General features: G+C 71.7%; 16 protein-coding genes. 12 read left to right on the forward strand and 4 right to left on the reverse strand.

Features of this window, described 5'->3' with window-relative positions; translation table 11 throughout:
- Window positions 1-37: 37 nt before the first annotated feature.
- Complete coding sequence (locus ACIF8T_RS36615) at window positions 38-1,090, reverse strand: LacI family DNA-binding transcriptional regulator (RefSeq protein WP_400041314.1); 1,053 nt, start codon at window positions 1,088-1,090, stop codon at window positions 38-40.
- 257 nt (window positions 1,091-1,347) lie between these two features.
- Here ACIF8T_RS36615 and ACIF8T_RS36620 point away from each other — a divergent pair, with 257 nt between their 5' ends.
- The 6 genes from ACIF8T_RS36620 to ACIF8T_RS36645 all read left to right on the forward strand — a co-directional run bounded on the left by ACIF8T_RS36620 (window position 1,348) and on the right by ACIF8T_RS36645 (window position 9,386).
- On the forward strand, window positions 1,348-2,709 hold the full coding sequence (locus ACIF8T_RS36620) for an extracellular solute-binding protein (protein ID WP_400041316.1): 1,362 nt from the start codon (window positions 1,348-1,350) through the stop codon (window positions 2,707-2,709).
- Between the two features lie 21 nt (window positions 2,710-2,730).
- On the forward strand, window positions 2,731-3,681 hold the full coding sequence (locus ACIF8T_RS36625) for a carbohydrate ABC transporter permease (protein WP_400041318.1): 951 nt from the start codon (window positions 2,731-2,733) through the stop codon (window positions 3,679-3,681).
- Between the two features lie 2 nt (window positions 3,682-3,683).
- Window positions 3,684-4,583: a carbohydrate ABC transporter permease gene (locus ACIF8T_RS36630; RefSeq protein WP_400041319.1), complete on the forward strand. Its 900-nt coding sequence runs from the start codon at window positions 3,684-3,686 to the stop codon at window positions 4,581-4,583.
- Between the two features lie 63 nt (window positions 4,584-4,646).
- Window positions 4,647-6,470, forward strand: a complete 1,824-nt coding sequence (locus ACIF8T_RS36635; protein WP_400041320.1) for a glycoside hydrolase family 2 protein — start codon at window positions 4,647-4,649, stop codon at window positions 6,468-6,470.
- Between the two features lie 447 nt (window positions 6,471-6,917).
- Window positions 6,918-8,783 carry an alpha/beta fold hydrolase gene (locus ACIF8T_RS36640; RefSeq protein WP_400041321.1) on the forward strand — a complete coding sequence of 622 codons (1,866 nt, stop codon included), beginning with the start codon at window positions 6,918-6,920 and terminating at the stop codon, window positions 8,781-8,783.
- 405 nt (window positions 8,784-9,188) lie between these two features.
- Entirely contained in the window at window positions 9,189-9,386 is a 198-nt protein-coding gene (locus tag ACIF8T_RS36645) for a hypothetical protein (RefSeq protein ID WP_400041322.1), read from the forward strand.
- A 409-nt stretch (window positions 9,387-9,795) separates the two neighbouring features.
- Here ACIF8T_RS36645 and ACIF8T_RS36650 read toward each other — a convergent pair whose 3' ends face one another.
- Together ACIF8T_RS36650 and ACIF8T_RS36655 are read right to left on the reverse strand one after the other, a co-directional pair.
- Entirely contained in the window at window positions 9,796-10,638 is an 843-nt protein-coding gene (locus ACIF8T_RS36650) for an alpha/beta fold hydrolase (RefSeq protein WP_400041324.1), read from the reverse strand.
- Window positions 10,635-10,808: a hypothetical protein gene (locus ACIF8T_RS36655; RefSeq protein ID WP_400041325.1), complete on the reverse strand. Its 174-nt coding sequence runs from the start codon at window positions 10,806-10,808 to the stop codon at window positions 10,635-10,637. Before ACIF8T_RS36655 ends, ACIF8T_RS36650 begins: the two co-directional genes overlap by 4 nt.
- A gap of 469 nt (window positions 10,809-11,277) precedes the next feature.
- Between ACIF8T_RS36655 and ACIF8T_RS36660 the strand changes: the two genes are divergently transcribed.
- The 5 genes from ACIF8T_RS36660 (at window position 11,278) to ACIF8T_RS36680 (ending at window position 20,835) form a co-directional block, all read left to right on the forward strand.
- Window positions 11,278-11,400, forward strand: coding sequence for a hypothetical protein (locus ACIF8T_RS36660; protein WP_400041327.1), 123 nt, complete (start codon window positions 11,278-11,280; stop codon window positions 11,398-11,400).
- A gap of 1,190 nt (window positions 11,401-12,590) precedes the next feature.
- A complete protein-coding gene (locus tag ACIF8T_RS36665; RefSeq protein WP_400041329.1) occupies window positions 12,591-14,786 on the forward strand; it encodes a discoidin domain-containing protein in 2,196 nt (731 codons plus the stop codon).
- Window positions 14,787-14,915: 129 nt separating this feature from the next.
- Complete coding sequence (locus tag ACIF8T_RS36670; protein WP_400041331.1) at window positions 14,916-17,081, forward strand: discoidin domain-containing protein; 2,166 nt, start codon at window positions 14,916-14,918, stop codon at window positions 17,079-17,081.
- 69 nt (window positions 17,082-17,150) lie between these two features.
- On the forward strand, window positions 17,151-18,230 hold the full coding sequence (locus ACIF8T_RS36675; RefSeq protein ID WP_400041332.1) for a DUF1996 domain-containing protein: 1,080 nt from the start codon (window positions 17,151-17,153) through the stop codon (window positions 18,228-18,230).
- Window positions 18,231-18,402: 172 nt separating this feature from the next.
- Entirely contained in the window at window positions 18,403-20,835 is a 2,433-nt protein-coding gene (locus tag ACIF8T_RS36680; RefSeq protein ID WP_400041334.1) for a glycoside hydrolase family 3 protein, read from the forward strand.
- 258 nt (window positions 20,836-21,093) lie between these two features.
- Here ACIF8T_RS36680 and ACIF8T_RS36685 read toward each other — a convergent pair whose 3' ends face one another.
- A complete protein-coding gene (locus ACIF8T_RS36685) occupies window positions 21,094-22,416 on the reverse strand; it encodes an ROK family protein (RefSeq protein WP_400041336.1) in 1,323 nt (440 codons plus the stop codon).
- 180 nt (window positions 22,417-22,596) lie between these two features.
- On the opposite strand from ACIF8T_RS36685, the gene ACIF8T_RS36690 reads away from it, so the two are divergent.
- The gene (locus tag ACIF8T_RS36690) at window positions 22,597-23,913 is read left to right on the forward strand and encodes an ABC transporter substrate-binding protein (RefSeq protein ID WP_400041337.1); all 1,317 of its coding nucleotides are present in this window, start codon (window positions 22,597-22,599) and stop codon (window positions 23,911-23,913) included.
- The last annotated feature ends 4 nt before the right edge of the window (window positions 23,914-23,917 follow it).

The raw sequence follows: 23,917 nt of genomic DNA on the forward strand, positions 1-23,917 counted from the left end.
CGCCGGCAAAGGGGCCGCGGTGACCGCCCTGCCGCGGTCAGCTCCGCGCGGAGTGCGCCGTGCTCTCGCGCAGCACCAGCCGGTGCGCCACCACGAGATCCTGAGGTGACCGGACACCGTCCGGCACGGTGTCCGCGGTGGAGGACCCCGCGGCCTCGTCCATCCGGCGCTGCAGCAGTTCGACGGCGATCCTGGCCACCGCCGCCTTGTCGGGAGCCACGGTGCTCAGCGTGGGGACGCTGAAGCGGCCGGCCTCCACGTCGTCGAAGCCGATGACGGCGACGTCCTCGGGCACCCGCAGGCCGTGCTCGTGCAGCGCGCGCAGCGCACCCAGCGCCAACTGGTCGTTGAGGCACAGCAGTGCGTCCGGCCGGGCGCCGCCGCTCAGGGCGCGGGCCACGGCCTCGGCGCCGTCGGGCATCCGGAAGGACGTCACGGGCAGCAGGGCGGCCGGGTCGTGGGCGATGCCCGCCTCGGCCAGGGCGGCGCGGTAGCCGCGGGTGCGGGCCTCGGCCGTGCCCAGGCCCGTGTCGTCGCGTCCGCCGATGACCAGGATGGTGCGGCGGCCGAGGCCGAGCAGATGCTCGGTCGCTTCCCGCGCCGCCTTCTCGTTGTCGATGGCGACATGGTCGGCGCCTTCCTCCAGCAGCTCGCCGAGCAGCACGGTCGGCGGCGCCCCGGCCCGGTCGCGCAGATCGTCGGCGGTGAGGGCGAGCGGACTGAGGATGACACCGTCGACGAAGGTGGAGCCGAACCCGGCCAGCGCCGCCAGTTCGTGGTCCCGGTCGGCTCCGGTCTGGTGGATCAGCACGGTCAGGGAGCGCCGTTCGGCCTCGCGGATGACGTGCCGGGCGAGCTCGGCGAAGTACGGCACGTCCAGTTCGGGCACGACGAGGGCGATGATGCCGGTGCGCCCCTTGCGCAGATGACGCCCGGCCAGGTTCACCTTGTAGCCGAGCTCTTCGATGGCTTCGCGGACCGCGTTCCTGGTGCGGTCGGAGACGTGGGTGTAGTCGTTGATGACGTTGGAGACGGTCTTCTCCGACACCCCCGCGAGCCGCGCGACGTCCTTGATCCTGGGTCGTACCACCGGAACCTCCCTGCCCTCGGCGCTGCCGAGTTTATGTCCCGGCAGGGCGCAGGCCGCACAGCAGGCCGCCGTGCCGGACGGTGCCCGCTTCCCGGCTGCTCGTACCGAACTCTTTACAGCCAATGTACATCGATGTAAAAACGAGCCACCGCACCGGCCCCACCGGTGCGCCTCACCGCCTGGCCCGCGCGGTGGGCCGCTCCCGCAGCGGTCCACCGCCGGTCCGGCATGCGTGTCCGGCCGTCGAAAGGTCCGCGATGTCTGCCCGCTCTCCCGTTCCCGCAGCACCCTCGTCCGATTCGGCCCGCGGCCTCACCCGCCGCACACTGCTGCGCCACGGTGCTGCCACCGCGGGCGCGCTGCTCGCCGCGGGCCCGCTGTCCGGCTGCGCCTCACCGGCCTCGGCCTCCGACGCCTCCGCACTGAGCGTCTGGGACTTGTTCCAGGGCGGCGACGGCATGCTGATGGACGACATGATCGAGGCCGTCTCCGGCGGATCGCGGGGCTTCGAGGTGGAGCGGACGATCCTGGACTGGGGTCCGTCGTACTACACCAAGCTGGCCATGTCGGCAGCCGGCGGCCGCGCCTCCGACGTGGCGGTCCTGCACCTGTCCCGGCTCGCCGGCTTCGCGCCCGGCGGCCTCCTGGACCCCTTCGACCTGGACCTGCTCGCCGAATTCGGCGTCACCCGACGGGACTTCACGCCGGCGGTCTGGGCGCGCACCCAGCACGCCGGCACCGTCTACGCCATCCCCCTGGACGTGCACCCCTTCATCGTCTTCTACGACAAGGAGGCCGCCGACACCGCCGGACTGCTCGACTCCTCCGGAGAGCTCGCCCCGATGGGCTCACCGCAGGCCCTGCTCGACGCCTCCAAGGCGCTCGCCGAGGCGACCGGGCAGTCGGGCATCCTGTTCGGCCACGTCACCGACACCGCGCAGAGCTGGCGGCAGTTCGCCGCCCTCTACGCACAGACCGGTGCCGCCTTCGACCTGCCGGACGGCGGCCCGGCACGGATCGACACCGACGCCGCGGTGCGCGTCGTGAGCTTCATGCAGCGGCTCTTCGACGGCCGCACCAACCCCAACAACCTGGACTACAACGGCGCGATGGCCGGCTTCCTCGGCGGTCGCGGCGGCATGGCCATGCTCGGGGAGTGGGAACTGCCGACGCTGAAGAAGTCCGGCATCCCGCTCGGCGCCGCACCCTTCCCGCAGGTCTTCGACAAGCCGGCCGTCTACACCGACAGCCACAGTTTCGTCCTCCCGCACCAGGCGGACCCCGACCCGCAGCGGCGGCGCGAAGCCCACCGGTACGTCGCGGAGATGGTCAAGCAGAGCCTGACCTGGGCGAGCGCCGGTCACATCCCCGCCTACCAGCCCGTGCTGGCGGAACCGCGGTACGCCGCTCTCGACCCGCAGTCCTCGTACGCGGACGCCGGAGAGGTCGCCGTGCTCGACCCGCCGAACTGGTTCGCCGGGGCCGGCTCCAACTTCCAGAACCGGATGTGCCAGCCGCTGCAGTCGGCGCTGCTGGGCAACACCTCCGCCGAGAAGGCGGTGCGCCAGATGGTCCGCGAGGCGGACACGCTGCTGCGGCAGCCCAACCCGGTCGCCTGACCGGCAGAAGGAGTGAGCCACGTGACCATCACCGCACCTCCCGGCGCCGACGCGCGGACCGGACCGCGCATCCGCCGGACCGGGGGCCGTCTGCGCACCGGCCCGCGCGGCGCCCGCAGGGCCCCGCACTCGGGCCTCGTCTTCGTCCTGCCGTTCCTGCTCGTCTTCGGTCTCTTCCTCGTCTGGCCGATCGTGCAAGGACTGTGGATGAGCTTCACCGACAGCTCCCTGGCACTGCGCGACACGAGCTTCGTCGGCTTCGACAACTACGCCGAGGCGTTCGGCGACCCGGACGTCTGGAGCAGCCTCGGCAACACGGTCGTCTTCACCGCCGTCTCCAGCGTCCCGCTGGTGTTGATCGCGCTGGTGATGGCGCTCCTGGTGCACGGCGGACTCGCCGGGCAGTGGGCGTGGCGCCTGGCCTTCTTCGCGCCCTACCTGCTCCCGGTGACCGTGGTGACGCTCATCTGGACCTGGCTGTACCAACCGGACCTGGGCCTGGGCAACCAGCTCCTGAACACCCTGGGCTTCGACTCCGTCGGCTGGCTCTCCGACGAGTCCGTCGCCATGTGGTCGATCGCCGCCCTCACCGTCTGGTGGACGGTCGGCTTCAACTTCCTGCTCTACCTCGCCGCGCTCCAGTCCCTGCCGTCCACCTACGACGAGGCCGCGGCCCTGGACGGCGCCGGCGCGTGGCGCCGCCTGTGGTCCATCACCCTGCCGCAACTGCGCAGGACCACCGCGCTGGTGGCGATGCTCCAGGTCCTCGCCTCGCTGAAGGTGTTCGACCAGATCTACATCCTCACCAAGGGCGGCCCCAACGGCTCCACCCGCCCGATCCTGGAGTACGTCTACGACGTCGGCTTCACGGGCTACCGGCTCGGCTACGCCTCGGCCGTCTCCTACCTCTTCTTCGCGCTCGTCATCGTCGTCTCGCTCGTGCAGCTGCGCCTGTTCCGCCAGGAGGACTGACCGTGTCCGCTACCGCAACGCCCCTCCGCCCGCAGCGCGGCTCCGCAGCGGAAGCGGCCGGCTCGCCGCTGCTGCTGGGCCACGGCCGGATGCCGCGCGTCCTGGCCGGCACCGCGCTGGCCGTACTGGCGGCCGTCTGGCTGCTGCCGTTCGTCTGGGCGGTCGCCACCTCCCTGCAGAGCGAGCAGGACGTGGCGACACCCGGTCTGTCTCCGCTCAAGGGCGCCCTCACCACGGATGCCTACCGGCAGATCCTGGAACGCGGGAACGTCACCGTCTGGGCCTTCAACAGCCTGCTCGTCGCCGGACTGGTCACGCTGATCACGGTGGCCGTCTCCACCCTCGCCGCGTACGGCTTCTCACGCGGCACGTTCCGCGGCCGCCGGACGCTGCTCGCCGTCACCGTCGCCGCCATCATGGTCCCGCCGCAGCTCCTGGTCGTGCCGCTGTTCGAGCAGATGCTCCTGTTCGACCTGGTGGACACCTATGCGGCCGTCATCCTGCCGCAGGTCGTCGCCCCCATGACGGTCTTCGTCCTCAAGCGCTTCTTCGACGGCGTCCCCCGGGAACTGGAGGACGCGGCCCGGACGGACGGCGCCTCGGAGTTCCGGGTCTTCCTGTCGATCGTGCTGCCGCTGTCGCGGCCGATCGTCGCCGCGGTGGCGATCTTCGTCTTCATCGGCGCCTGGAACAACTTCATGTGGCCGTTCATCGTCACCAACGACCCCGACCTGATGACCCTGCCGGTGGGCCTGGCCACCGTCAAGGACGCCTACGGCGTCCAGTACGCGCAGTCCATGGCGTCCGCGCTGCTCGCGGCGCTGCCGCTGCTCGTGGTGTTCCTCCTCTTCCAGCGCCGCATCGTCAGCTCCGTCGCCACCACCGGCCTCGGCGGTTCCTGACACCACACCCCCTCACACACAGGACCGGCACCCCCGCCGGCCGACCGATCGACTGGAGCATGTGTGCCCACTCACTCCGTACCGCGCCCGGAGTACCCGCGACCGCAGTTCGCGCGCCGCGACTGGCTCAACCTGAACGGCGCCTGGCAGTTCGAGACCGACCGAGGGGACAGCGGCCTCGAACGCGGCCTCCTCGGCCGCGAGCTGCGCGACGAGATCCTCGTCCCCTTCCCTCCCGAGTCCGAACTGTCCGGCATCGGCGACACCGACTTCCTGGAGGCCGTCTGGTACCGGCGCGCCCTCACCCTGCCCGCCGAGTGGGCCGGACGCCGCGTGCTGCTGCACTTCGGCGCGGTCGACTACGACACCACCGTCTGGGCCGACGGCAGGGAGGTCGCCCGGCACCGCGGCGGTTTCACGCCCTTCACCGCCGACCTCGGGGACATCGCCGGGACGGGGGAGGAGCTGGTGATCACCGTTCGGGCCCGCGATCCCAAGTCCGGTCCGCAGGCCCGCGGCAAGCAGGCCGTCCGCTACGCCAACCACGACTGCAACTACACCCGCGTCACCGGCATCTGGCAGACCGTCTGGCTGGAGCCCGTCCCCGACGTGCACCTGAGGCGTCCCCGGATCACCCCGGACCTCGCCGGCTCCGCCTTCCACCTCGAACTGCCGCTGTCCGGCAACCGGCCCGGCCACCGGGTGCGCGCGGTCCTCAGCGACGACGACGGCGAGGTGAGCCGCGCCGAGGCACGCGCCGACCTCGACCTGGCCCCGCGCCTCCACCTGCCCGTACCCGACGACCGGCGCCGGGAGTGGAGCACCGAGGACCCGCACCTGTACGACCTGCGGCTCGAACTCCTCGACGCCGCCGGCACGGTGGTCGACAGCGCCGAGAGCTACGCGGGCCTGCGCGCCGTGGCACTGCGCGGCAAGGCCGTCCTCCTCAACGGCCGACCGGTCTTCCAGCGCCTGGTCCTCGACCAGGGCTGGTATCCGGACGGGCTGATGACCGCGCCGACCGACGAGGCACTGGTACGGGACATCGAACTGGCCAGGGAGGCCGGCTTCAACGGCGCCCGGCTGCACCAGAAGGTCTTCGAGGAGCGCTTCCTCTTCCACGCCGACCGCCTCGGCTACCTGGTCTGGGGCGAGTTCGGCGACTGGGGCTGCGAGGTCGGCGGTTCCTCGGGCGACAACCAGCAGCCCGACGCCTCCTACGTCGGCCAGTGGCTGGAAGCCCTGGAGCGCGACTACTCCCACCCGTCGATCATCGGCTGGTGCCCGCTCAACGAGACCTACCAGAAGCTCCACGACCGCATCACCCAGCTCGACGCCGTGACCCGCGCGATGTTCCTGGCCACCAAGGCGATGGACACCACCCGGCCGGTCATCGACGCCTCCGGCTACGCCCACCGGGTCGCCGAGACCGACATCTACGACGCCCACACCTACGAGCAGGACCCGGAGGCGTTCCGGCGGCTGATGTCGGGACTCGCCGAGGACGAGCCGTTCGTCAACAGCTACGAGAACGGCGCGGCCTACTCGCTGCCGTACCGGGGACAGCCGTACTTCGTCAGCGAGTTCGGCGGCATCTGGTGGGACCCGGAGGCGGCCGCCGCCCAGTCCGGCGAGGACCGCACCACCTCCTGGGGTTACGGCGAACGCGTCCGCGACGAGGACGAGTTCCACGCGCGGTTCGCCGGACTCACCGAAGTGCTGCTGAACGACCGGGACATGTTCGGCTACTGCTACACCCAGCTGACCGACGTCTTCCAGGAGCAGAACGGCATCTACCGCTTCGACCGGAGCCTCAAGCTCGACGTCGGCCGCATCCGCGCCGCGCAGACGCGCCCGGCCGCCATCGAGGAGCGGGACCGGGCATAGCCCGGCGGCGGAACACCGTCCCGGCCATTACGGTGGCCGGGACGGCGTTCCGCCTCGGTGCCGGCACCATCTGACCCCTGCTGTCGGGCCAGGACTGTCCGGTCAGAGGCGTTCCGGCCACCGGATCTGCGGCAGAAGACCGTTGCAGGACCACTGCCGGACATCGGCACCCGGCGCGGTGGACCCGTTCTCCACGCCCAGGTCCGGCAGCGCCCGCTGTTGTGGCCGGTGAGAGTGGAGTGCCCTCCTGAGCCCCTGTCCCGGACTCCGTTCACCGGGGACAGGGACATCGCCGCTGCCGGCCGGCGCGGGCATGACCCCAATGGACCAGCCGGAGTGCGCGGCACGGGTGATCTTCGCAGCATGGCGTCTGACGACCTCAACCGCGTGGTAACGAGTTCGACCGGTGCCGATGGGCTGCCACGAGCACCGGTTCGGAAGGACGACATGCCCATACGCAACCGCGGCACAGCTGCCGCAGCCGCCATGTTCCTGACCGGCCTGACGGTGCTGTGCGCGGCGCCGGCCCACGGCACGTCCGGCGTGGCCGTCACCCGCCAGAAGCCCGCGGCGGGGGAGGGCGCCCTCCCGTCCGCCGGCCGCCTCCGGCCCGGCCCGGCACCGGGGTGGACGGCCGCTGGGTCCGCGCCCGCCCGCTCGAAGGCCGCCACGCACACCGTCGCCTCCGGAAACACGTTGTGGGACATCGCCCGGCAGACCCTCGGCGACGCACTGCGGTGGGAAAGCCTCTACACCCTCAACAGGCAGACCATCGAGGACGCGGCCCGTCGGCACGGACATGCCTCCAGCGACCGGGGCCACTGGATCTTCGCCGGAACCGTCCTGGCCTTGCCCCGGCCCTCGGCGGCGCAGACGCGGTCTTCGTCGCGGTTCGTGCCCGCTGCGTGCCCGACCACGTACGGAGACCTGAGGAACACCCGCTGCGGCTTCCTCGTCGTACCGGAGAACCGGGCCCACCCGTCCGCGCGAACCCTTCGCCTGGGCGTCGCGCTGGTCCCCTCGGCATCGCCGAAGCCGCACCCCGATCCGATCGTGTTCCTCACCGGCGGGCCCGGCGCGGACGCCATCGGGAACATACCGGAACTCACCGAGGCCGGGCTGAACCGTGACCGCGACCTGATCGTCCTCTCCCAGCGCGGGACGCTCTCGTCCCAGCGGGCGCTGACGTGTCCCGAGATCGACCGGTTCTACCAGGAGCGTGTCCACCTCCTCTACGACGCGCGCTCCACCGGGGACAGGTACGCCCAGGCGGTGGCCCGGTGCCGCGACCGCCTGACGGACCAGGGAGTCGATCCCGCTGCCTACAACACGAGCGAGATCGCCGCCGACGTGGCGGACCTGCGCAAGGCACTGGGGATCCGGCAGTGGAACGTCCTCTCGCACTCCTACGGGACGCAACTGGCGCTGACCTACATGCGCATGTTCCCCGAGGGGATCCGCTCCGTGACCCTGGACGGCGTCGTACCGCCGCCCGTGGCAACGCCCGGGTGGACGTGGAGCAGTGTGAAGGAGTCGTTCGACAACATCGTGAGCGCCTGCGCGGCCCAGCCCTCCTGCCGGCAGCGCTACCCGGACGTCGCTGCCACCTTCCTGCGCATGGTGCGTCGGCTGGAGGCCCGTCCGGTCACCACGCACGTGGATGTGCCGCAGGCCGGGAGGGTGAAGGTGGTGCTCGACGGCGGGACGCTGCTGAACTGGATGGTCGGTGCCAGCCACGATGCCGCCGGCTTCCCGCTGGCCGTCGACGATCTGGCCCGCGGCAACCCCGAGCGCATCGCCGAGCAGTGGGCGGCCGCCCAGCTCCGCGGCGAGGAAGGCATGTTCGCCCACGGGTTGTCGCTGAGCGTGTGGTGCAGCGAATGGGTTCCGTTCGAGACCCCCGACCAGCAGCTCGCCCAGGGGCTGCGGGCCTTCCCCGACCTGCCCCGCTCGGTCCTGGCCCAGGCGCCCCAGCTGGCGTTCCTGCGGCAGGCGTGCCAGGTCTGGGACGTTCCGAAGGCGCCCGACTCGGTCCGTGCCGTCACTCGGAGCAGCATCCCCACCCTGGCCGTCTCCGGAAGTTTCGACGCCCAGACCGGGGCTCAGTGGGGGCGCTACGTGGCCCGGACGCTGTCCCGCTCCACGGTGGTGACCCTGGCCGGTCTCGCCCACGGGACGTTCATCCATCCGTGCGGGGCCGAGGTGATGACCTCCTTCTTCGACGACCCCGAGAACCCGGACACCGGGTGCGTGAGCTCCGTGGATCCGGCGCCGTTCGTCATCGGCCGTGACGGAGCCGCCACCCGCGAATGAGGGTGCGCTGCCGGCCGGCCGATTCCGGCACCGTGCGCTCTGCGGAGTCGTCGGCGGGCTCGACGAGGACCGGGCCGTGCAGCACGTTCCTGCCGCAAGCGAAGCCGAAGGAGCCGGGCCGGGCCGGGCCGGCGACGCGACCCGGCCCCGACCTCGAGGTAGGAGGAAGACCGGGCGGGAGGTGCACCCGCCTGCCTCCTGCCGGTCGAGGACCAGCTCCACCGGCAAGCCCGCAAGGACTTCGATCACGTCGGGGCGGTGGCTCCCCGCACCGTCCTCCCTCGGCAGCTCCCTCTCCACCCCACCCTGCCCTCAGGCAGCGGCCGGCCGCCAACAAGCCGAAGCAGGCGAGTGGCGATGACATTCCGGTACGGCCACGATGCCGGAGGGTGGGGCCGGTTCGGGATGCCGATCGGCATGATCGCGTTCTGGGCCCTGATCATCACGGCCCTCGTGCTGGTCCTCCGCGCCGCCAACCGGCCCCGCGAACGGACGCACACCCCCGCCGCATCCGCGCCACAGCAGATCCTCGTGAGCGGTTCGCCCGCGGAGAGACCGCTCGTGCGCGATGCGGGTCTGGACCGCCGACCGACGGGGCACTGACCGCCGCTGCCCGTAAGGAGGGGGCGACCCTGGTCGTGGGCCGGTGGCCATAGGTCATGCCGTGACCGGCGGTCGCCGTGACTTCCCCTACCGCAGTCAGGGGGTGCCGCCCGAAACGCGTCGCCTGCGCGGCCGAGATCCGGTAGGACGCGGAGAACCCGCTCATCACCACCGCCCGGCGCGAGGGCAAGAGATCACTCGTCCCGAGCCGGGGACCGACGCCGACGGGCGATGGGCGCACTGATGCCGCCGGCATGAGGACGAGTACCCCGCCCAGGGCACGGACGAGGGGGAGTGGCCGGCCGCCGGCGGCGCCTGGCGGCGGCAGCATCGGCCGGACACCGGGCGCACCGCCGGGCGGGCCGGTCCCTCCCACGATCGATTCGGCCCGGAGGACATGCGGTGCCCCCTATCCGAGCGCGAGCATCGCCTCGGCGACCTCTCCGATGGCCGCATCGGGGATCGCTCCGGCGGCCGTCTCGAGGACGAGCAGCCGTGCCCGGGGGATCTCGCGTGCGAGCACCTCGCCGTTGCCGACGGGGAAGAACCGGTCGCGGCGGCCGTGGACGACGAGCGTGGGGACCTCGATCTCGTGCAGGCGCTCGCGCCAGCGGGGTGTGCAGTCGAGCCTGGAGAACACCATGCCCATCTGGTCGGCCAGGTGGAGCGCGGGTGCGGTGCCGGACGTGCGGTCCCAGACGCGCGCGGCGATGGCGCGGGCGGCGACGGGGTCGTCGCCGAGGATTTCCGCGCCGGCGGCGGAGAACTCCGCTACCGCCTCGCGTTCGGTCCAGTCGGGCATCGGACGCGCGAACAGCCGGCGCATCGTCGCCCGGTCGTGGTCGGGGAGGTCATCGTCAGGTGGGCCAGGGGCGACCGCGCGGGTGCCGACCAGGGTGAGCGCCGAGAACGCGCCCGGACGGTCGAGCACGGCCACCTGGGCGACCATCCCGCCGACGCCGATCCCCGCGAGGTGCGCAGGTCCGCCGCCGAGTGCGTCCGCAAGGGCAGCCGCGTCGGCGGCGAGGTCGCGCAGGGTGTAGGCGGGCGCCTCCGGGTCCGTCGTCGTCGACTCCCCGCTGTCGCGCAGGTCGTAGCGCACCACGCGGCGCCCGCCGGCGGCGAGGCGCTCGCACAGCGCGTCGGGCCAGGACAGCATCGTCGTCCCGCCCGCGAGCAGGACGAGTGGTGCGTCGTCGTCACCGAACGACTCGATGCCCAAGGCGACGCCATTGACGTCGACGGTGGTCATCGGACCGCCCCCAGGACGTCGTAGGCCAGGTGCGTCGTAGGCGACGCGGAGATCGTCCTTCGCTGCTGCAGGGCCTTGCCGTCGGGGCTCGGGCCGTTGTCCGGGCTGGAGAGGGCCTCGGTGACGAAGCCGTCGAGAGGGACCGAGATGTCGGTGATGATTCGCGTCATGCCGGGGCAGACACGATCCGCCGCCCGAACTCATCGCTCACGCCGAAGCGTGTGACGGACGCGGATGCGATGACACAACGCGCAGGGCGGCACGCCGGACGTACCGGCCCCGATCGCGCCTTGAGTACCTCAGGGACGCATACCCGCAGGTGAACAGAGACCGGGCCGGTGCCGCCGCCCGGGGGAGGCCAGGTGAACCGTCGCACCGTGGCCCGCCGGCCCGTCCGGTGATCTGACCTGACGGCTTGCCAACTCTCCTCGGGTGCCGATCCGGACTCCGCCGTCAGCCGCAGTCGTCGGTGATCAGCCCATGCATAACCCGCCATGCCGGAAGCACACGGTGCGCTGGTGCGTCTTTCCCCGCGCGTTGGTCCTGCGGTTTCGGCAATCGGCCTCCGAGCGGCGCACCGGGCGGGTATTTTCAGTCCGGGCTCTCTCTCAAGCTTCACCAGTTGAGAGGGGACATTCCATGCACAACCGCAAGCCCAGCAAGTGGCAGCGACTCCTCGAGTTCGCGGCCGCCGTCGCAGTCCAGACGACGGGCACCGTTCTCGGCGGCCTGATTCTTCACGTCTGGCTCGGCCAGCAGTAACGGAGAGAGGGCCAAGTCCCCGCACCGGCCATCCCCTGGCCCATGCGGGGGCGGGACCGGTCCGCCGGTCCCGGCAGCCGCCAACCAGCTCTCGGCGGGCGCGCGGTCGGTGAGAAGGAACGGCACGTCCCACGCCCCGCACCGAGAACCCGAGCAGGAACCGCCGCCGATCTCGAGCAGACCCGCTACCGGTTCCGTCGTCTGCTCCTGGAACCGTGCCGCCGTGCGAGGCCTCCCGGAGCCCGACGCGCCGGACCGTAGCCGTCCTGCCCTCCGGTGTGCGCGGGCGCACCCCCGTCGGCGCCGCAGCAGACCGGCGCTGCACGATGGCTGCATGTGGGTTCAACTTTCGGCTTTTCGGGATCGCGCAGTACGACCTCGGCACGACGTTCGAGCCCGGCTCCGGCGGCGATGCCTGACGAGGGGTCGCATCTGGAACTGAGCCGGGACCACCCGTCTTGCGCTGTGACCGGGACGGTTCGCCGTGGTCGTAGGACGGCCCGTGAGCGAGCTCGTTCCCGAGGGCGTCTCCGACGACATCTGAACCGGGGCGAGATGAGGGTGGTAAGCCGCATGCGAGTGGTCGGCGGGGAAAGACGCGACTGTTGCGGCACCGCTCCCACGACGTGGCAGGACCCGGCGTTTCCCGGACACGGCCACTGGCCGGCACTCGCCGCCGACGACTACGGGGCCGACGACTACGGGGCCGACGACTACGAGGCCGAGGCAGGGCACATGAAAGCCACGCCCGTGCGCTTCGATGTGCCGATACCCGGCGACGTTCTGGGACGACTCACTGGGCGCAACCGCTGAGGACAGACCCGTGACCTTCCTCCGATGCGATGGACGGATCGTCGCGGGGCGGCCGGTGCGCCGCGGTCGCTGACGCCGGACGACCGTGGCGGAGGTCGTCGCTGTGGGGACTCCGAGAAAGGCCTCGGCGGGCGGCACGTTCTCGACGTGTTCCAAGATCGCGAAGTGGGTCGGCGGCGCGTCTTCGATCGAGATCGCTTGCGGCGGGCTCTGCCCGCCCTACGCCCTCGCCCGCTCGCCCGCGGACGCCTGGCCCACCAATTGGCACTTAATCAAAGCCGAAAGAAAAGACGTGTCCGAAACCTTGACCGTGACTGGTGCGGCGGGCATGGTTCCGGAGAGCGCTCTCCCAGCCATTCGTGTCAAGGAGTCTCCCCATGCCCACTGTCGGCATATCTCCGGCTGCGCCGGTGCCGCGCAGACCCGGTCGCCGCGGCCTCGTCGGCGTCCTGGTCACAGCCCTGGCCGCCGCCCTGCTCGCCGTCGTCCCCGCCACTCAGGCCCAGGCCGCGCCCGTGCTCCTGTCGCAGGGCAAACCGGTCACCGCCTCCAGCCAGGAGCACTACGGCACCCCGGCGACCGCCGCGGTCGACGGTGACAACGGCACCCGCTGGTCCAGTGCCGCCTCCGACCCGCAGTGGATCCGCGTCGACCTCGGCGCCCCCGCCTCCCTCAGCCAGGTCGAGCTGCGCTGGGAGGCCGCCTACGCCAAGGCCTACCGCATCGAGACGTCCCAGAACGGCACGGACTGGTCGACGGCCTACTCCACCACCACCGGCGCCGGCGGCACGGAAACCCTCGACGTCTCCGGCACCGCCCGCTACGTCCGCATGCTCGGCACCGCCCGCGCCACCGGATACGGCTACTCGCTCTGGGAGTTCAAGGTATACGGCACCACCGGCGACGACCCGGGCCCGGTCATCCCGGGCGGCGGCGACCTCGGCCCGAACGTGCACGTCTTCGACCCGTCCACGCCCGGCATCCAGGCCAAACTGGACCAGGTCTTCAAGGAGCAGGAGTCGGCACAGTTCGGCTCCGGGCGGCACGCCTTCCTCTTCAAGCCGGGCACCTACAACAACCTCAACGCCCAGATCGGCTTCTATACCCAGATCGCCGGCCTCGGCCTGCGCCCCGACGACACGACGATCGACGGTGACATCACCGTCGACGCGGGCTGGTTCAACGGCAACGCCACCCAGAACTTCTGGCGCGGCGCGGAGAACCTCGCCGTGAAACCGGTCAACGGCACCAACCGGTGGGCGGTCTCGCAGGCCGCCTCGTTCCGCCGGATGCACGTCAAGGGCGGCCTCAACCTCGCGCCCAACGGCTACGGCTGGGCCAGCGGCGGCTACATCGCCGACAGCAAGATCGACGGGCAGATCGGCAACTACTCGCAGCAGCAGTGGTACACCCGCGACAGCTCCATCGGCGGCTGGTCCAACAGCGTGTGGAACCAGGTCTTCTCGGGCGTCGAGGGCGCTCCCGCCACCAGCTTCCCCGAGCCCCGCTACACCACGCTCGACACGACGCCGATCTCCCGCGAGAAGCCCTTCCTCTACCTGGACGGCAACGAGTACAAGGTGTTCGCGCCCGCCAAGCGGACCAACGCGCGCGGCACCACCTGGGCCAACGGCACCCCGCAGGGCGAGTCGATCCCGCTGGGCAAGTTCTACGTCGTCAAGCCCGGCGCCACGGCCGCCACCATCAACGCCGCGCTCGCCCAGGGCCTGCACCTGCTCTTCACCCCCGGCGTCTACCACGTCGACCGGACGATCAACGTCAACCGGGCCGGCACCATCGTGCTGGGCCTCGGCCTCGCCACGATCATCCCGGACAACGGGGTGACCGCCATGAGGGTCGCCGACGTCGACGGTGTGAGGCTCGCCGGCTTCCTCATCGACGCCGGACCGGTCAACTCGCCGACGCTGCTGGAGATCGGCCCGCAGGGCGCGTCCGCCGACCACGCGGCCGACCCCACCACCGTGCAGGACGTCTACATCCGCATCGGCGGCGCGGGCGCCGGAAAGGCGACCACCAGCATGGTGGTCAACAGCCACGACACGATCGTCGACCACACCTGGGTGTGGCGCGCCGACCACGGCGAGGGGGTCGGCTGGGAGACCAACCGGGCCGACTACGGCGTCCGCGTCAACGGCGACGACGTCCTGGCCACCGGCCTGTTCGTCGAGCACTTCAACAAGTACGACGTCGAGTGGTACGGCGAACGCGGCCGGACGATCTTCTACCAGAACGAGAAGGCCTACGACGCCCCGAACCAGGCCGCCATCCAGAACGGCACGACGAAGGGGTACGCCGCCTACCGGGTCGACGACTCGGTCGACACCCACGAGGCATGGGGCCTGGGCAGCTACTGCAACTACAACGTCGACCCGAACATCCGCCAGGACCACGGCTTCAAGACCCCCGTCAAGCCGGGAGTGAAGTTCCACAGCCTCCTGGTGGTCTCCCTCGGCGGCATGGGCCACTACAACCACGTCATCAACGACACCGGCGCCTCCACGGTGCCCGCCGGCACCTCGACCGTGCCGTCCACCGTCGTGTCCTACCCCTGATCGAACCGCCCGTCGGCCACGACTCCCCTCCGGGCCGGACGACATCCCCGCGACCCGGCCCGGAGGGGCCATCACACGGCGCTCCCGCAGCCCGCCCCGCCGGCTCTCCCCAACCCGCCAGGAGCAGATGTGTCCACAGCCCCCTCGTACCGCAGACCAGCCGGCCGCCGCGCCGTGCCTCTGCTCGCGCTCGGCGCACTGGTGGCGTCGTCGCTCGCCCTCGCCGCCCCGCCCGCCCAGGCTGCGGAGACCCTGCTCTCCCAGGGCAGACCCGCCACCGCCTCGTCCCAGGAAGGCGACGGGTACGCCCCCTCAGCGGCCGTCGACGGCAACCTCACCGGCACCCGCTGGGCCAGCCGGTGGAGCGACCCGCAGTGGATCCAGGTCGACCTCGGGCAGCGGGCCGACCTCAGCCGTGCCGTACTGACCTGGGAGGGCGCGTACGGCAAGAGCTACCAGATCCAGGCCTCCGACAACGGCACCGACTGGCGGACCCTGAAGACCGTGACCGGCGGCGACGGCGGCACGGACGAACTCGCCGTCTCCGGCTCCGGCCGCTACGTCCGCATGCTGGGCACCGAACGCTCCGGCGGCTACGGCTACTCCCTGTGGGAGTTCCAGGTGTACGGGACCACGGACGGCACACCGCCCGCCGGAGGAGCGGTCAAGGTCACCGGCTCACAGGGGAACTGGCACCTGACCGTCGGCGGGCAGCCGTACACCGTCAAGGGCCTGACCTGGGGTCCCGCCATCGCGGACGCCCCGAAGTACCTGCCCGACGTCAAGTCCATGGGCGTCAACACGGTCCGCACCTGGGGCACCGACGGCGGCACCAAGCCGCTGCTGGACAGCGCCGCCGCGCACGGCATCAAGGTCGTCAACGGCTTCTGGCTGCAGCCCGGCGGCGGACCCGGCTCCGGCGGCTGCGTCAACTACGTCACCGACACCACGTACAAGAACACCATGCTCACCGAGTTCGCCAAGTGGGTCGAGGCGTACAAGAGCCACCCCGCGACCCTCATGTGGAACGTCGGCAACGAATCGGTCCTCAGCCTGCAGAACTGCTACAGCGGGACGGAGTTGGAGGCGCAGCGCAACGCCTACACCGGCTTCGTCAACGACGTCGCCAAGAAGATCCACAGCATCGACCCCGACCACCCCGTCACCTCCACCGACGCCTGGACCGGCGCCTGGCCCTACTACAAGCGCAACGCCCCCGACCTCGACCTGTACTCGATGAACTCCTACGGCGACATCTGCGGCGTCCAGGAGGACTGGGAGCAGGGCGGCTACACCAAGCCGTACATCATCACCGAGGGCGGACCGGCCGGCGAGTGGGAGGTGCCCGACGACGCCAACGGCATCCCGGACGAGCCGACCGACGTGCAGAAGGCCGAGGGCTACACCAAGGCCTGGAACTGCGTCACCGGCCACCGGGGCGTCGCCCTCGGCGCCACCCTCTTCCACTACGGCATCGAGCACGACTTCGGCGGCATCTGGTTCAACCTCGTGCCCGACGGGCTGAAGAGGCTCTCCTACTACGCCGTCAAGAGGGCCTACACCGGCACGGCCGGCAACGACAACACCCCGCCCGTCATCTCGAACATGACCGTCAGTCCCGCCTCGTCCGCCCCGGCGGGCGGCGAGTTCACCGTCCGCGCGGACGTGCGCGACCCCGACGGCGACCCGATCACCTACAAGGTCTTCCTCAGCGGCAACTACGCCAACGGCGACAAGAGTCTGGTCGAGGCCCGGTGGCGGTCCACCGGCAACGGGACCTTCGCCGTGACGGCCCCGGAGAAGCTCGGCGTGTGGAAGGTGTACATCCAGGCCGAGGACGGCCGCGGCAACGCCGGCATCGAGACGAAGTCGGTCAAGGTCGTCGCCCCGCCGGTCACCGGCACGAACGTGGCGCTGAACAAGCCCACCACCGCGTCCTCCTTCCAGGCCTCGTACGGCGACTGCCCGTGCGAGCCCGCCAAGGCGACGGACGGCCGGAGCGACACGCGCTGGGCCAGCGACTGGAGCGACCCGCAGTGGATCCAGGTCGACCTCGGCTCCGCCACGCCCGTCCGCAAGCTCCAGCTCGTGTGGGACCCCGCCTACGCCAAGTCCTACGAGGTCCAGGTCTCGGACAACGGCACCACTTGGCGCACGGTCCACACCACGAGCACCGGCAACGGCGACATCGACACCATCGACGTCGCGGTGACCGCACGGCACGTACGGCTGCACCTGACGGCGCGTGGCACCGGCTGGGGCTACTCGCTGCACGAGTTCGGCATCTACGGCTGACCACGGCGAGGGGCGTCCGGCGGCGCCCTTCGCACCCCCACCTGGCACCTCAGCGGGCAAGGAGGCCCCATGAGACCGCGTTCGAAGCTCCCCGCACTGCTGCTCGGCAGCGCACTCCTCGCCGGCGTGCTCGGCGTCGGCACCGTCGCCACGGCGGCCGGCCCCGGCGACGCCCCGGCCGCCCCGGCCGTCGGGCACACCGGGCACACGACGGCGGTGTCGACCCGGGCGTCCGCCGACGACCCCGACGGCGACGGCTACGTACCGGCCGTGCCCCAGGTCACCGGCGTGACACCGTCCACCGCGACCCCGCCGCCGCGCTACCACAAGGAGTTCCAGGCCAACTGTTCCGTCACCCACACCGCGCCGGACGACCCGATCATGTACCCGGGACAGCCCGGCAAGTCGCACGACCACACCTTCATGGGCAACAGGACGACGCACGCCGGCAGCACCACGGCGAGCCTCTACGGAGGGAACACCACCTGCAACGCACCGGCCGACGCGTCCGCCTACTGGATGCCGTCCCTGTACAAGGGGGACAGGAAGATCCTTCCCGTCGGCCCGCAGGTCATCTACTACAAGGCCGGTGTCACCGACTACACCAGCGTGCGGCCCTTCCCCAGGGGACTGCGGTACGTCGTCGGCGACCCCCTGCAGAGCGCCCAGGAGTTCCGCAGCCACAAGGGCTTCGTCGAGGGCTGGGAGTGCGGTGACAGCTTCTTCAACGTCGACTTCCCGGCGAGCTGCCCGAGCCGGCCCGACGTCCAGCTCAACATCCGCTTCCAGGCGCCCAGTTGCTGGGACGGCAAGTACCTCGACACCCCCGACCACAAGAGCCACATGGCCTACCCGGTGGTCAAGCCCGGCACCAACGACAACATGTGCCCGGCCTCCCACCCGGTCGCCCTGCCGATGATCGAGTTCAAGATGGCCTTCCCGGTCAACGGCGACATGAGCGGCGTCCGCCTGGCCAGTGGGCGCGGCTACTCCTTCCACTACGACTTCTTCAACGCCTGGGAGGAGCGCACCCTCAAGGCGCTGGTCGACCACTGCATCGTGGGCGGCCTCCAGTGCGACACACGCGGCTACGACCAGAACCACCCGGAGCGCGGCGCGGTGCTGAACGCGGACCACCGGCTGCCCTGACCCGGCCGGTTCCCGGGGCCCGACCGCCCGCTCGGCACGAGGGCCGTCGGGCCCCTTCCGCTGCCCGCGCGCCTGCGTCCGCCGGCGGGCCGGGGCCTTGACGAGGAGAGGAAGCCCGCCGAAGGGTGGGAGAGCGCTCTCCCAGCGGTGGGGGGCAGGAAGCGGGGCGGGAATGGACGACGAGACACTCGATCGGCTCATCGGCGAGCTGAGCCTGGAACAGAAGGTGCGCCTGCTCACCGGTGCGACGACCTGGCGCACCGCCGGCGAGCCCGGGATCGGGCTGCGGGAGATGGTGACCTCGGACGGGCCCGCCGGAGTGCGTGGTGAGGCATGGGACGAGCGGCGCACTTCGGCCCTCCTGCCCTCCGCCTCCGCCCTGGGAGCGACGTGGGACGAGGAACTGGTCGAACGGCTCGGTGGCCTGCTCGCCCTAGAGGCCGCCCGCAAGGGCGTCGACGTGGTACTGGCCCCCACGCTCAACCTCCACCGCAGCCCGCTGGGCGGCCGGCACTTCGAGTGTTTCTCCGAGGACCCGGAACTGACCGGCCGTACCGGAGCCGCGCTGATCCGGGGGATCCAGGCCCTCGGGGTGGCGGCCACCGCCAAGCACTACGTCGGCAACGACTCCGAGACCGACCGGCTGACCGTCGACGTCCGGGTGTCCGAACGCGCCCTGCGAGAGGTGTACCTCGCACCCTTCGAGGCGGCCGTCGAAGCCGGGGTGTGGCTGGTCATGGCGGGCTACAACGCGGTCGGCGGCACGACGATGACGGCCAGCCCGCTGCTGGCGGAACCCCTCAAGGGGGAGTGGGGGTTCGACGGGGTCGCCGTCTCCGACTGGGCGGCCGTGCGCACCACGGAGGAAACCGGTCGCGCCGCCCTCGACCTGGCGATGCCGGGCCCGGACAGTCCGTGGGGAGCTTCGCTGGTGCGGGCGGTGAAGGACGGCCTGGTCGCCGAGGAGGCGGTCGACGGGAAGGTGCGACGGCTGCTCCGGCTCGCCCGCCGCGTGGGCGCGCTGGAACCGCACCGCCCGCGCCGGATGCCGGTGACGGCGTCGCGCGACACCCGGGCGCTGCTGCGCCGTGCTGTCAGCGCCGGTTCGGTCCTGCTGAGCAACGACGCCGTCCTGCCGCTCGATCCCGCCGGGCTGTCCACCGTCGCGGTCGTCGGCGTGCACGCCGCGTCCCCGCGCCTCCAGGGCGGCGGCAGCGCGGGCGTCTTCTGCTCCGACGTGGTCACTCCGCTGGCCGGCGTCCGAGCCCGGCTGCGGGGGCGGGCCCGGGTGGTGTACGAGCCCGGCCCGGCACCGGGGTCCCCTCCCGCCCCCCTCGGCACCGACCGGTGCACCGACCCGGAGTCGGGTTCCCCCGGCGTACGCCTGCGGGTGCTGGACGCGGCGGGCCGGGAGCTGCACGCGGAGCACCGGCTCTCGGGCCGGCAGCTGGAGCCGGACCTGCCCCCCGGCGCGCACACGGTGGAAATCCGCGCGGTGCTGCATCCCCGCCGGTCGGGGGAGTGGACGTTCGGCGTCGGGGGCTTCGGACGCATGACGCTCACCGTCGACGGCCGGACGCTCCTGGACGGTGAGTTCCCCGGGGACACGGACGACCCGGCCGTCGTCCACGTCAACCCGCCCGTGCACACGGCGCGGACGGTCCTGACCGCCGAGCGGCCCGTGCGCGTGGTGGCACGGCGTGAACTGGTGCCCGGCCGCGGACGCGCCACCGTCGTCGCCGCGGCGCCGCCGGAACCGGACCCGGCGACCGCGCTGGAGGACGCGGTGCGGGCGGCCCGGGACGCCGATGCCGCGATCGTGGTCGTCGGCACCACCGAGCACAGCGAGACCGAGGGGTACGACCGCGCCGGGCTGTCGCTCGGGGGGCACCAGGACGAGCTGGTCCGCGCGGTGGCCGCCGCGAATCCGCGCACGGTCGTGGTCGTCAACAGCGGTGGCCCGGTCGAGCTGCCCTGGCGCCGGGAAGCGGGCGCCGTGCTGCTCACCTGGTTCCCGGGGCAGGAGGCCGGTGCGGGGCTGGCCGACGTCCTGTTCGGCCTCGCCGAACCCGGCGGCCGGCTCCCCACCACCTGGGCGGCGTCCCTGGCGGACGTGCCCGTCCTGCGTACCCGGCCGGTCGGGGGCCGGCTCCCCTACGCCGAGGGGCTGCACATCGGCCACCGGGCGTGGCTGCGGGCCGGACGCGAGCCCGCCTACTGGTTCGGCCACGGACTGGGCTACACGACGTGGGAGTACGCGGCCGTGGAGGCTCCCGCGCGCGTCGCGGCGGGCGAGCCGTTCACCGTCCGGGTGACGGTGCGCAACACCGGCACCCGCGCCGGGCGCGAGGTCGTACAGGTCTACCTGGCCCGCCCCGATTCGGCGGTGGAGCGTCCGGTGCGCTGGTTCGCCGGATACGCGGCTGTCCGGGCGCAAGCGGGCCGGACGGCGAGTGCCGAGGTGGTGGTGGCCCCGCGCGCCCTGCGGCACTGGTCGGAGGCGGACCACGGCTGGACCACGGAGCCCGGCCCCTACCGGCTCATGGTGGGCAGGTCGGCGGGGGACATGCGGTGGGAGGGGAAGGTCACGGTCAGCGGCCCCTGAGGGGGAGGGGCGGTCCGGGTGGCACGTTCGCCGGACCGCGGCGCCGGGCCGGGTTCCGCGTGGTGCCGTGGGCAACTCCCCGGGCACCGCGCCTTCGGCCGATGCCTGGAGATCGCCCCGCGGTGGGGACTGCGCCGGGTCCGCGGCACGGGACCCGGATCCTGTACGCGCGCGGGATCCTCTCCACGGCGGCGGGAGCCATAGGCCGCGGCAGGGCCGGCCGCCCCTGGAGGACGCCGCCGGGGTGGCAGGCGCCGCTCACTGCACCGAGCGCTCCCGCACGACGGTCCGCCACGCCGGGGCCGGCTCCACCGGTTCGGCCTCCTCCGGCCGGCCGCCACGAGCGAAGAAGTCGACGAGCGGCAGGATCGCGGCGCCCACGGTGACGGCGTCCGGTCCCAGGGTGCCGAGGTCGATGCGGACACGGGCGGCGGGATAGGCCAGAGCGTACGAGGTGGCGTGGGCCGTCACCGAGTCCAGGAAGCGCCGGCCGAGCTGCAGTCCGGCCCAGCCGCCCACCAGAATGCGCTCGGGCTGGAAGAGGTTGATCAGATCGGAGAACCCCGCGCCGAGGTACTCGGCGGTCTCCTCGAGGACGGCCAGGGCCGTGGCATCGGGTTCCGGGCCGGTCCCCGTTCCGTCCGGTTCCGGGTAGGCGGCCGCGAGCATCGCGGTGAGCGCGGTCTCCTCGTCCACGCCCGCGGGCGGCCGGCCGCCCGCCTCCGCCCAGCGCTGGAGCAGTGCCTCCGCGCCCGCGTACGCCTCCAGGCAGCCCCGGGCGCCGCAGCGGCACCGGCGCCCGCGCACCCGCACCGTCAGATGCCCCCACTCCACGGCCCGGCCCGGCCGCATGTCGTCGCCGACGACGCAGGCGCCGACGCCGGAACCGAAGAGCACCACTGCCGCGCTCTGCGCGCCCCGGCCGGCGCCGAACCACATCTCCGCCTGGCCCAGTGTCTTGGCGCCGTTGTCGATGCGGTACGGCACGTTCGCGGGCAGGATCCGGGCCTCGCGCAGGAGCCGCTCCAGGGGGACGGCGTCCCAGCCGATCGTCTGGCCGTGCACGACGGCGCCGTCCTCCAGGGTTCCGGCGACGATGCCCGGCACCCCGATCCCGACGCCGAGCAGCCGCTCCGCCGCGATGCCGGCCTCGTCCAGCACCTGGGGAATGCCCTCGCGCAGATGCATCACGACGGTGCCGACGTCGTAGCGGTCGAGGCGGTGCGGGCCGTCGGTCTCCAGCGGTCTCTCGACCCGGGCCAGCTCGGTGAGGGCCAGGTCGAAGAGCTCGATCCGCACCCTGGTCTCGCCGATGTCGACGCCGATCAGGTAACCGCTCCGCGCGCTGACGCGCAGCAGTGTGCGAGGACGGCCGCCGGCCGAGTCGACGTTGCCGGCCTCCTCCACCAGCCCTTCAGCGACCAGCTCGGACACCACGTTGCTCACCGAGCCCGAGCTCAGCCCGGTGGCGGGCCCCAGGGAGAACCGACTGAGCGGCCCGTCGAAATACAACCGTTGCAATACCGCGGCACGGTTCTCCCGCCGCAGGTCACGCACCGTACGACCACTGCGCACTGTCACCCTGTCCCCTCATGCCGAAGTCATCGTCGCAACTCACCTGTGACAGATCTCTTGACGCGCTCTTCACTTGAAGCTTAACTCACGCCGTAAATTAAGCCGTGGAGGGGTTCGGGGGCGCGGGCGCTGCCCCGGTCCGCCTCCGCGGGCGACCCCGTCACTTCCCGGAAGGTCTCTGGAGCCATGCGCAGAATCAGAGCCGCAGCCGTCGGCGCCGTCACCCTCTCGTTCGCCCTCACCGTGGCGGCCTGCGGCGGGGGGACGTCCGGTACGGAAGGTTCCAACGAACAGCCGAAGACCCTCACCTACTGGGCCTCCAACCAAGGCGCGAACCTGGAGGTGGACAAGAAGGTCCTCCAGCCGGAACTCGACAAGTTCGAGAAGCAGACGGGCATCAAGGTGAAGCTGGAGGTGGTGCCCTGGGGTGACCTCCTCAACCGCATCCTCACCGCCACCACCTCCGGTCAGGGCCCGGACGTCCTGAACATCGGCAACACCTGGAGCGCCTCGCTCCAGGCCAGTGGTGCCCTGCTTCCCTGGGACGCGAAGAACTTCGAGGCGATCGGCGGCAAGGACCGCTTCGTGGAGTCCGCACTCGGCTCCACCGGCGTCCAGGGCCAGGACCCGGCCGCCGTGCCGCTGTACTCCATGGCCTACGCGCTCTACTACAACAAGAAGATGTTCGCCGACGCCGGCATCGAGAAGCCGCCGGCGACCTGGGAGGAGCTGGCCGAGACCGGCAAGAAGCTCTCCAAGGGCGGCAAGTGGGCGCTCGGCGCCGAGGGCTCCAACCTGTCGAACAACATCCACCAGGTCTTCGTCCTGGCCAAGCAGCACGGCGCGGACTTCTTCACCCCCGACGGCAAGGCCGACTTCACCTCCGACGGCGCCGTGGCGGCGGTGAAGCAGTACGTCGACCTGATGGCCAAGGACAAGATCGTCGCGCCGAGCAACGCCGAGTACGCGCAGAACCAGTCCCTGAGCGACTTCGCCAAGGACAAGACGGCCATGGTGCTGTGGCAGACCGCGTCGGCCACCTTCAAGGCGCAGGGCATGGACGAGGACGAGTGGGGTGTCGCGCCCGCCCCCGTGCAGTCCGGCAAGCCCGGCCCGGGCAGGGCCACCAACTCCATGGTCGCCGGCATCAACATGGCCGTCTTCAAGAACACCAAGAACATCGACGGCGCGAAGAAGTTCGTGAAGTTCATGACCAGTGACGAGGAGCAGATCACGCTGAACAAGGCGTACGGCTCCATCCCGCCGGTCAAGGCGGCCCAGCAGGACCCGGCCTTCAGCGCCCCGGCGCTCGCCGTGCTCAGGGACACCCTCGCCACCAGTGCCACCGCGCTTCCGCAGGTCCCCGAGGAGTCGCAGTTCGAGACCGTCGTCGGCACCGCCGTCAAGGAACTCTTCGCCGACGCCGCCGCCGGCCGCGCGGTGACCACCGAGTCAGTGCGGGCCAAGCTCGAGAAGGCCCAGCAGCAGATGCCCGAGAAGTGAGTAC

The organism is Streptomyces sp. NPDC085946 (assembly GCF_044540485.1).
Classification (GTDB): domain Bacteria; phylum Actinomycetota; class Actinomycetes; order Streptomycetales; family Streptomycetaceae; genus Streptomyces.

Bases quoted from the DNA above. Each gene is read 5' to 3' on its own strand.
- ACIF8T_RS36690 (WP_400041337.1), top strand. From the start codon at position 22,597: ATGCGCAGAATCAGAGCCGCAGCCGTCGGCGCCGTCACCCTCTCGTTC.
- ACIF8T_RS36645 (WP_400041322.1), top strand. From the start codon at position 9,189: ATGCCGATCGGCATGATCGCGTTCTGGGCCCTGATCATCACGGCCCTC.
- ACIF8T_RS36650 (WP_400041324.1), bottom strand. From the start codon at position 10,638: ATGACCACCGTCGACGTCAATGGCGTCGCCTTGGGCATCGAGTCGTTC.
- ACIF8T_RS36620 (WP_400041316.1), top strand. From the start codon at position 1,348: ATGTCTGCCCGCTCTCCCGTTCCCGCAGCACCCTCGTCCGATTCGGCC.
- ACIF8T_RS36640 (WP_400041321.1), top strand. From the start codon at position 6,918: ATGCCCATACGCAACCGCGGCACAGCTGCCGCAGCCGCCATGTTCCTG.
- ACIF8T_RS36680 (WP_400041334.1), top strand. From the start codon at position 18,403: ATGGACGACGAGACACTCGATCGGCTCATCGGCGAGCTGAGCCTGGAA.
- ACIF8T_RS36675 (WP_400041332.1), top strand. From the start codon at position 17,151: ATGAGACCGCGTTCGAAGCTCCCCGCACTGCTGCTCGGCAGCGCACTC.
- ACIF8T_RS36660 (WP_400041327.1), top strand. From the start codon at position 11,278: ATGCACAACCGCAAGCCCAGCAAGTGGCAGCGACTCCTCGAGTTCGCG.
- ACIF8T_RS36655 (WP_400041325.1), bottom strand. From the start codon at position 10,808: ATGACGCGAATCATCACCGACATCTCGGTCCCTCTCGACGGCTTCGTC.
- ACIF8T_RS36665 (WP_400041329.1), top strand. From the start codon at position 12,591: ATGCCCACTGTCGGCATATCTCCGGCTGCGCCGGTGCCGCGCAGACCC.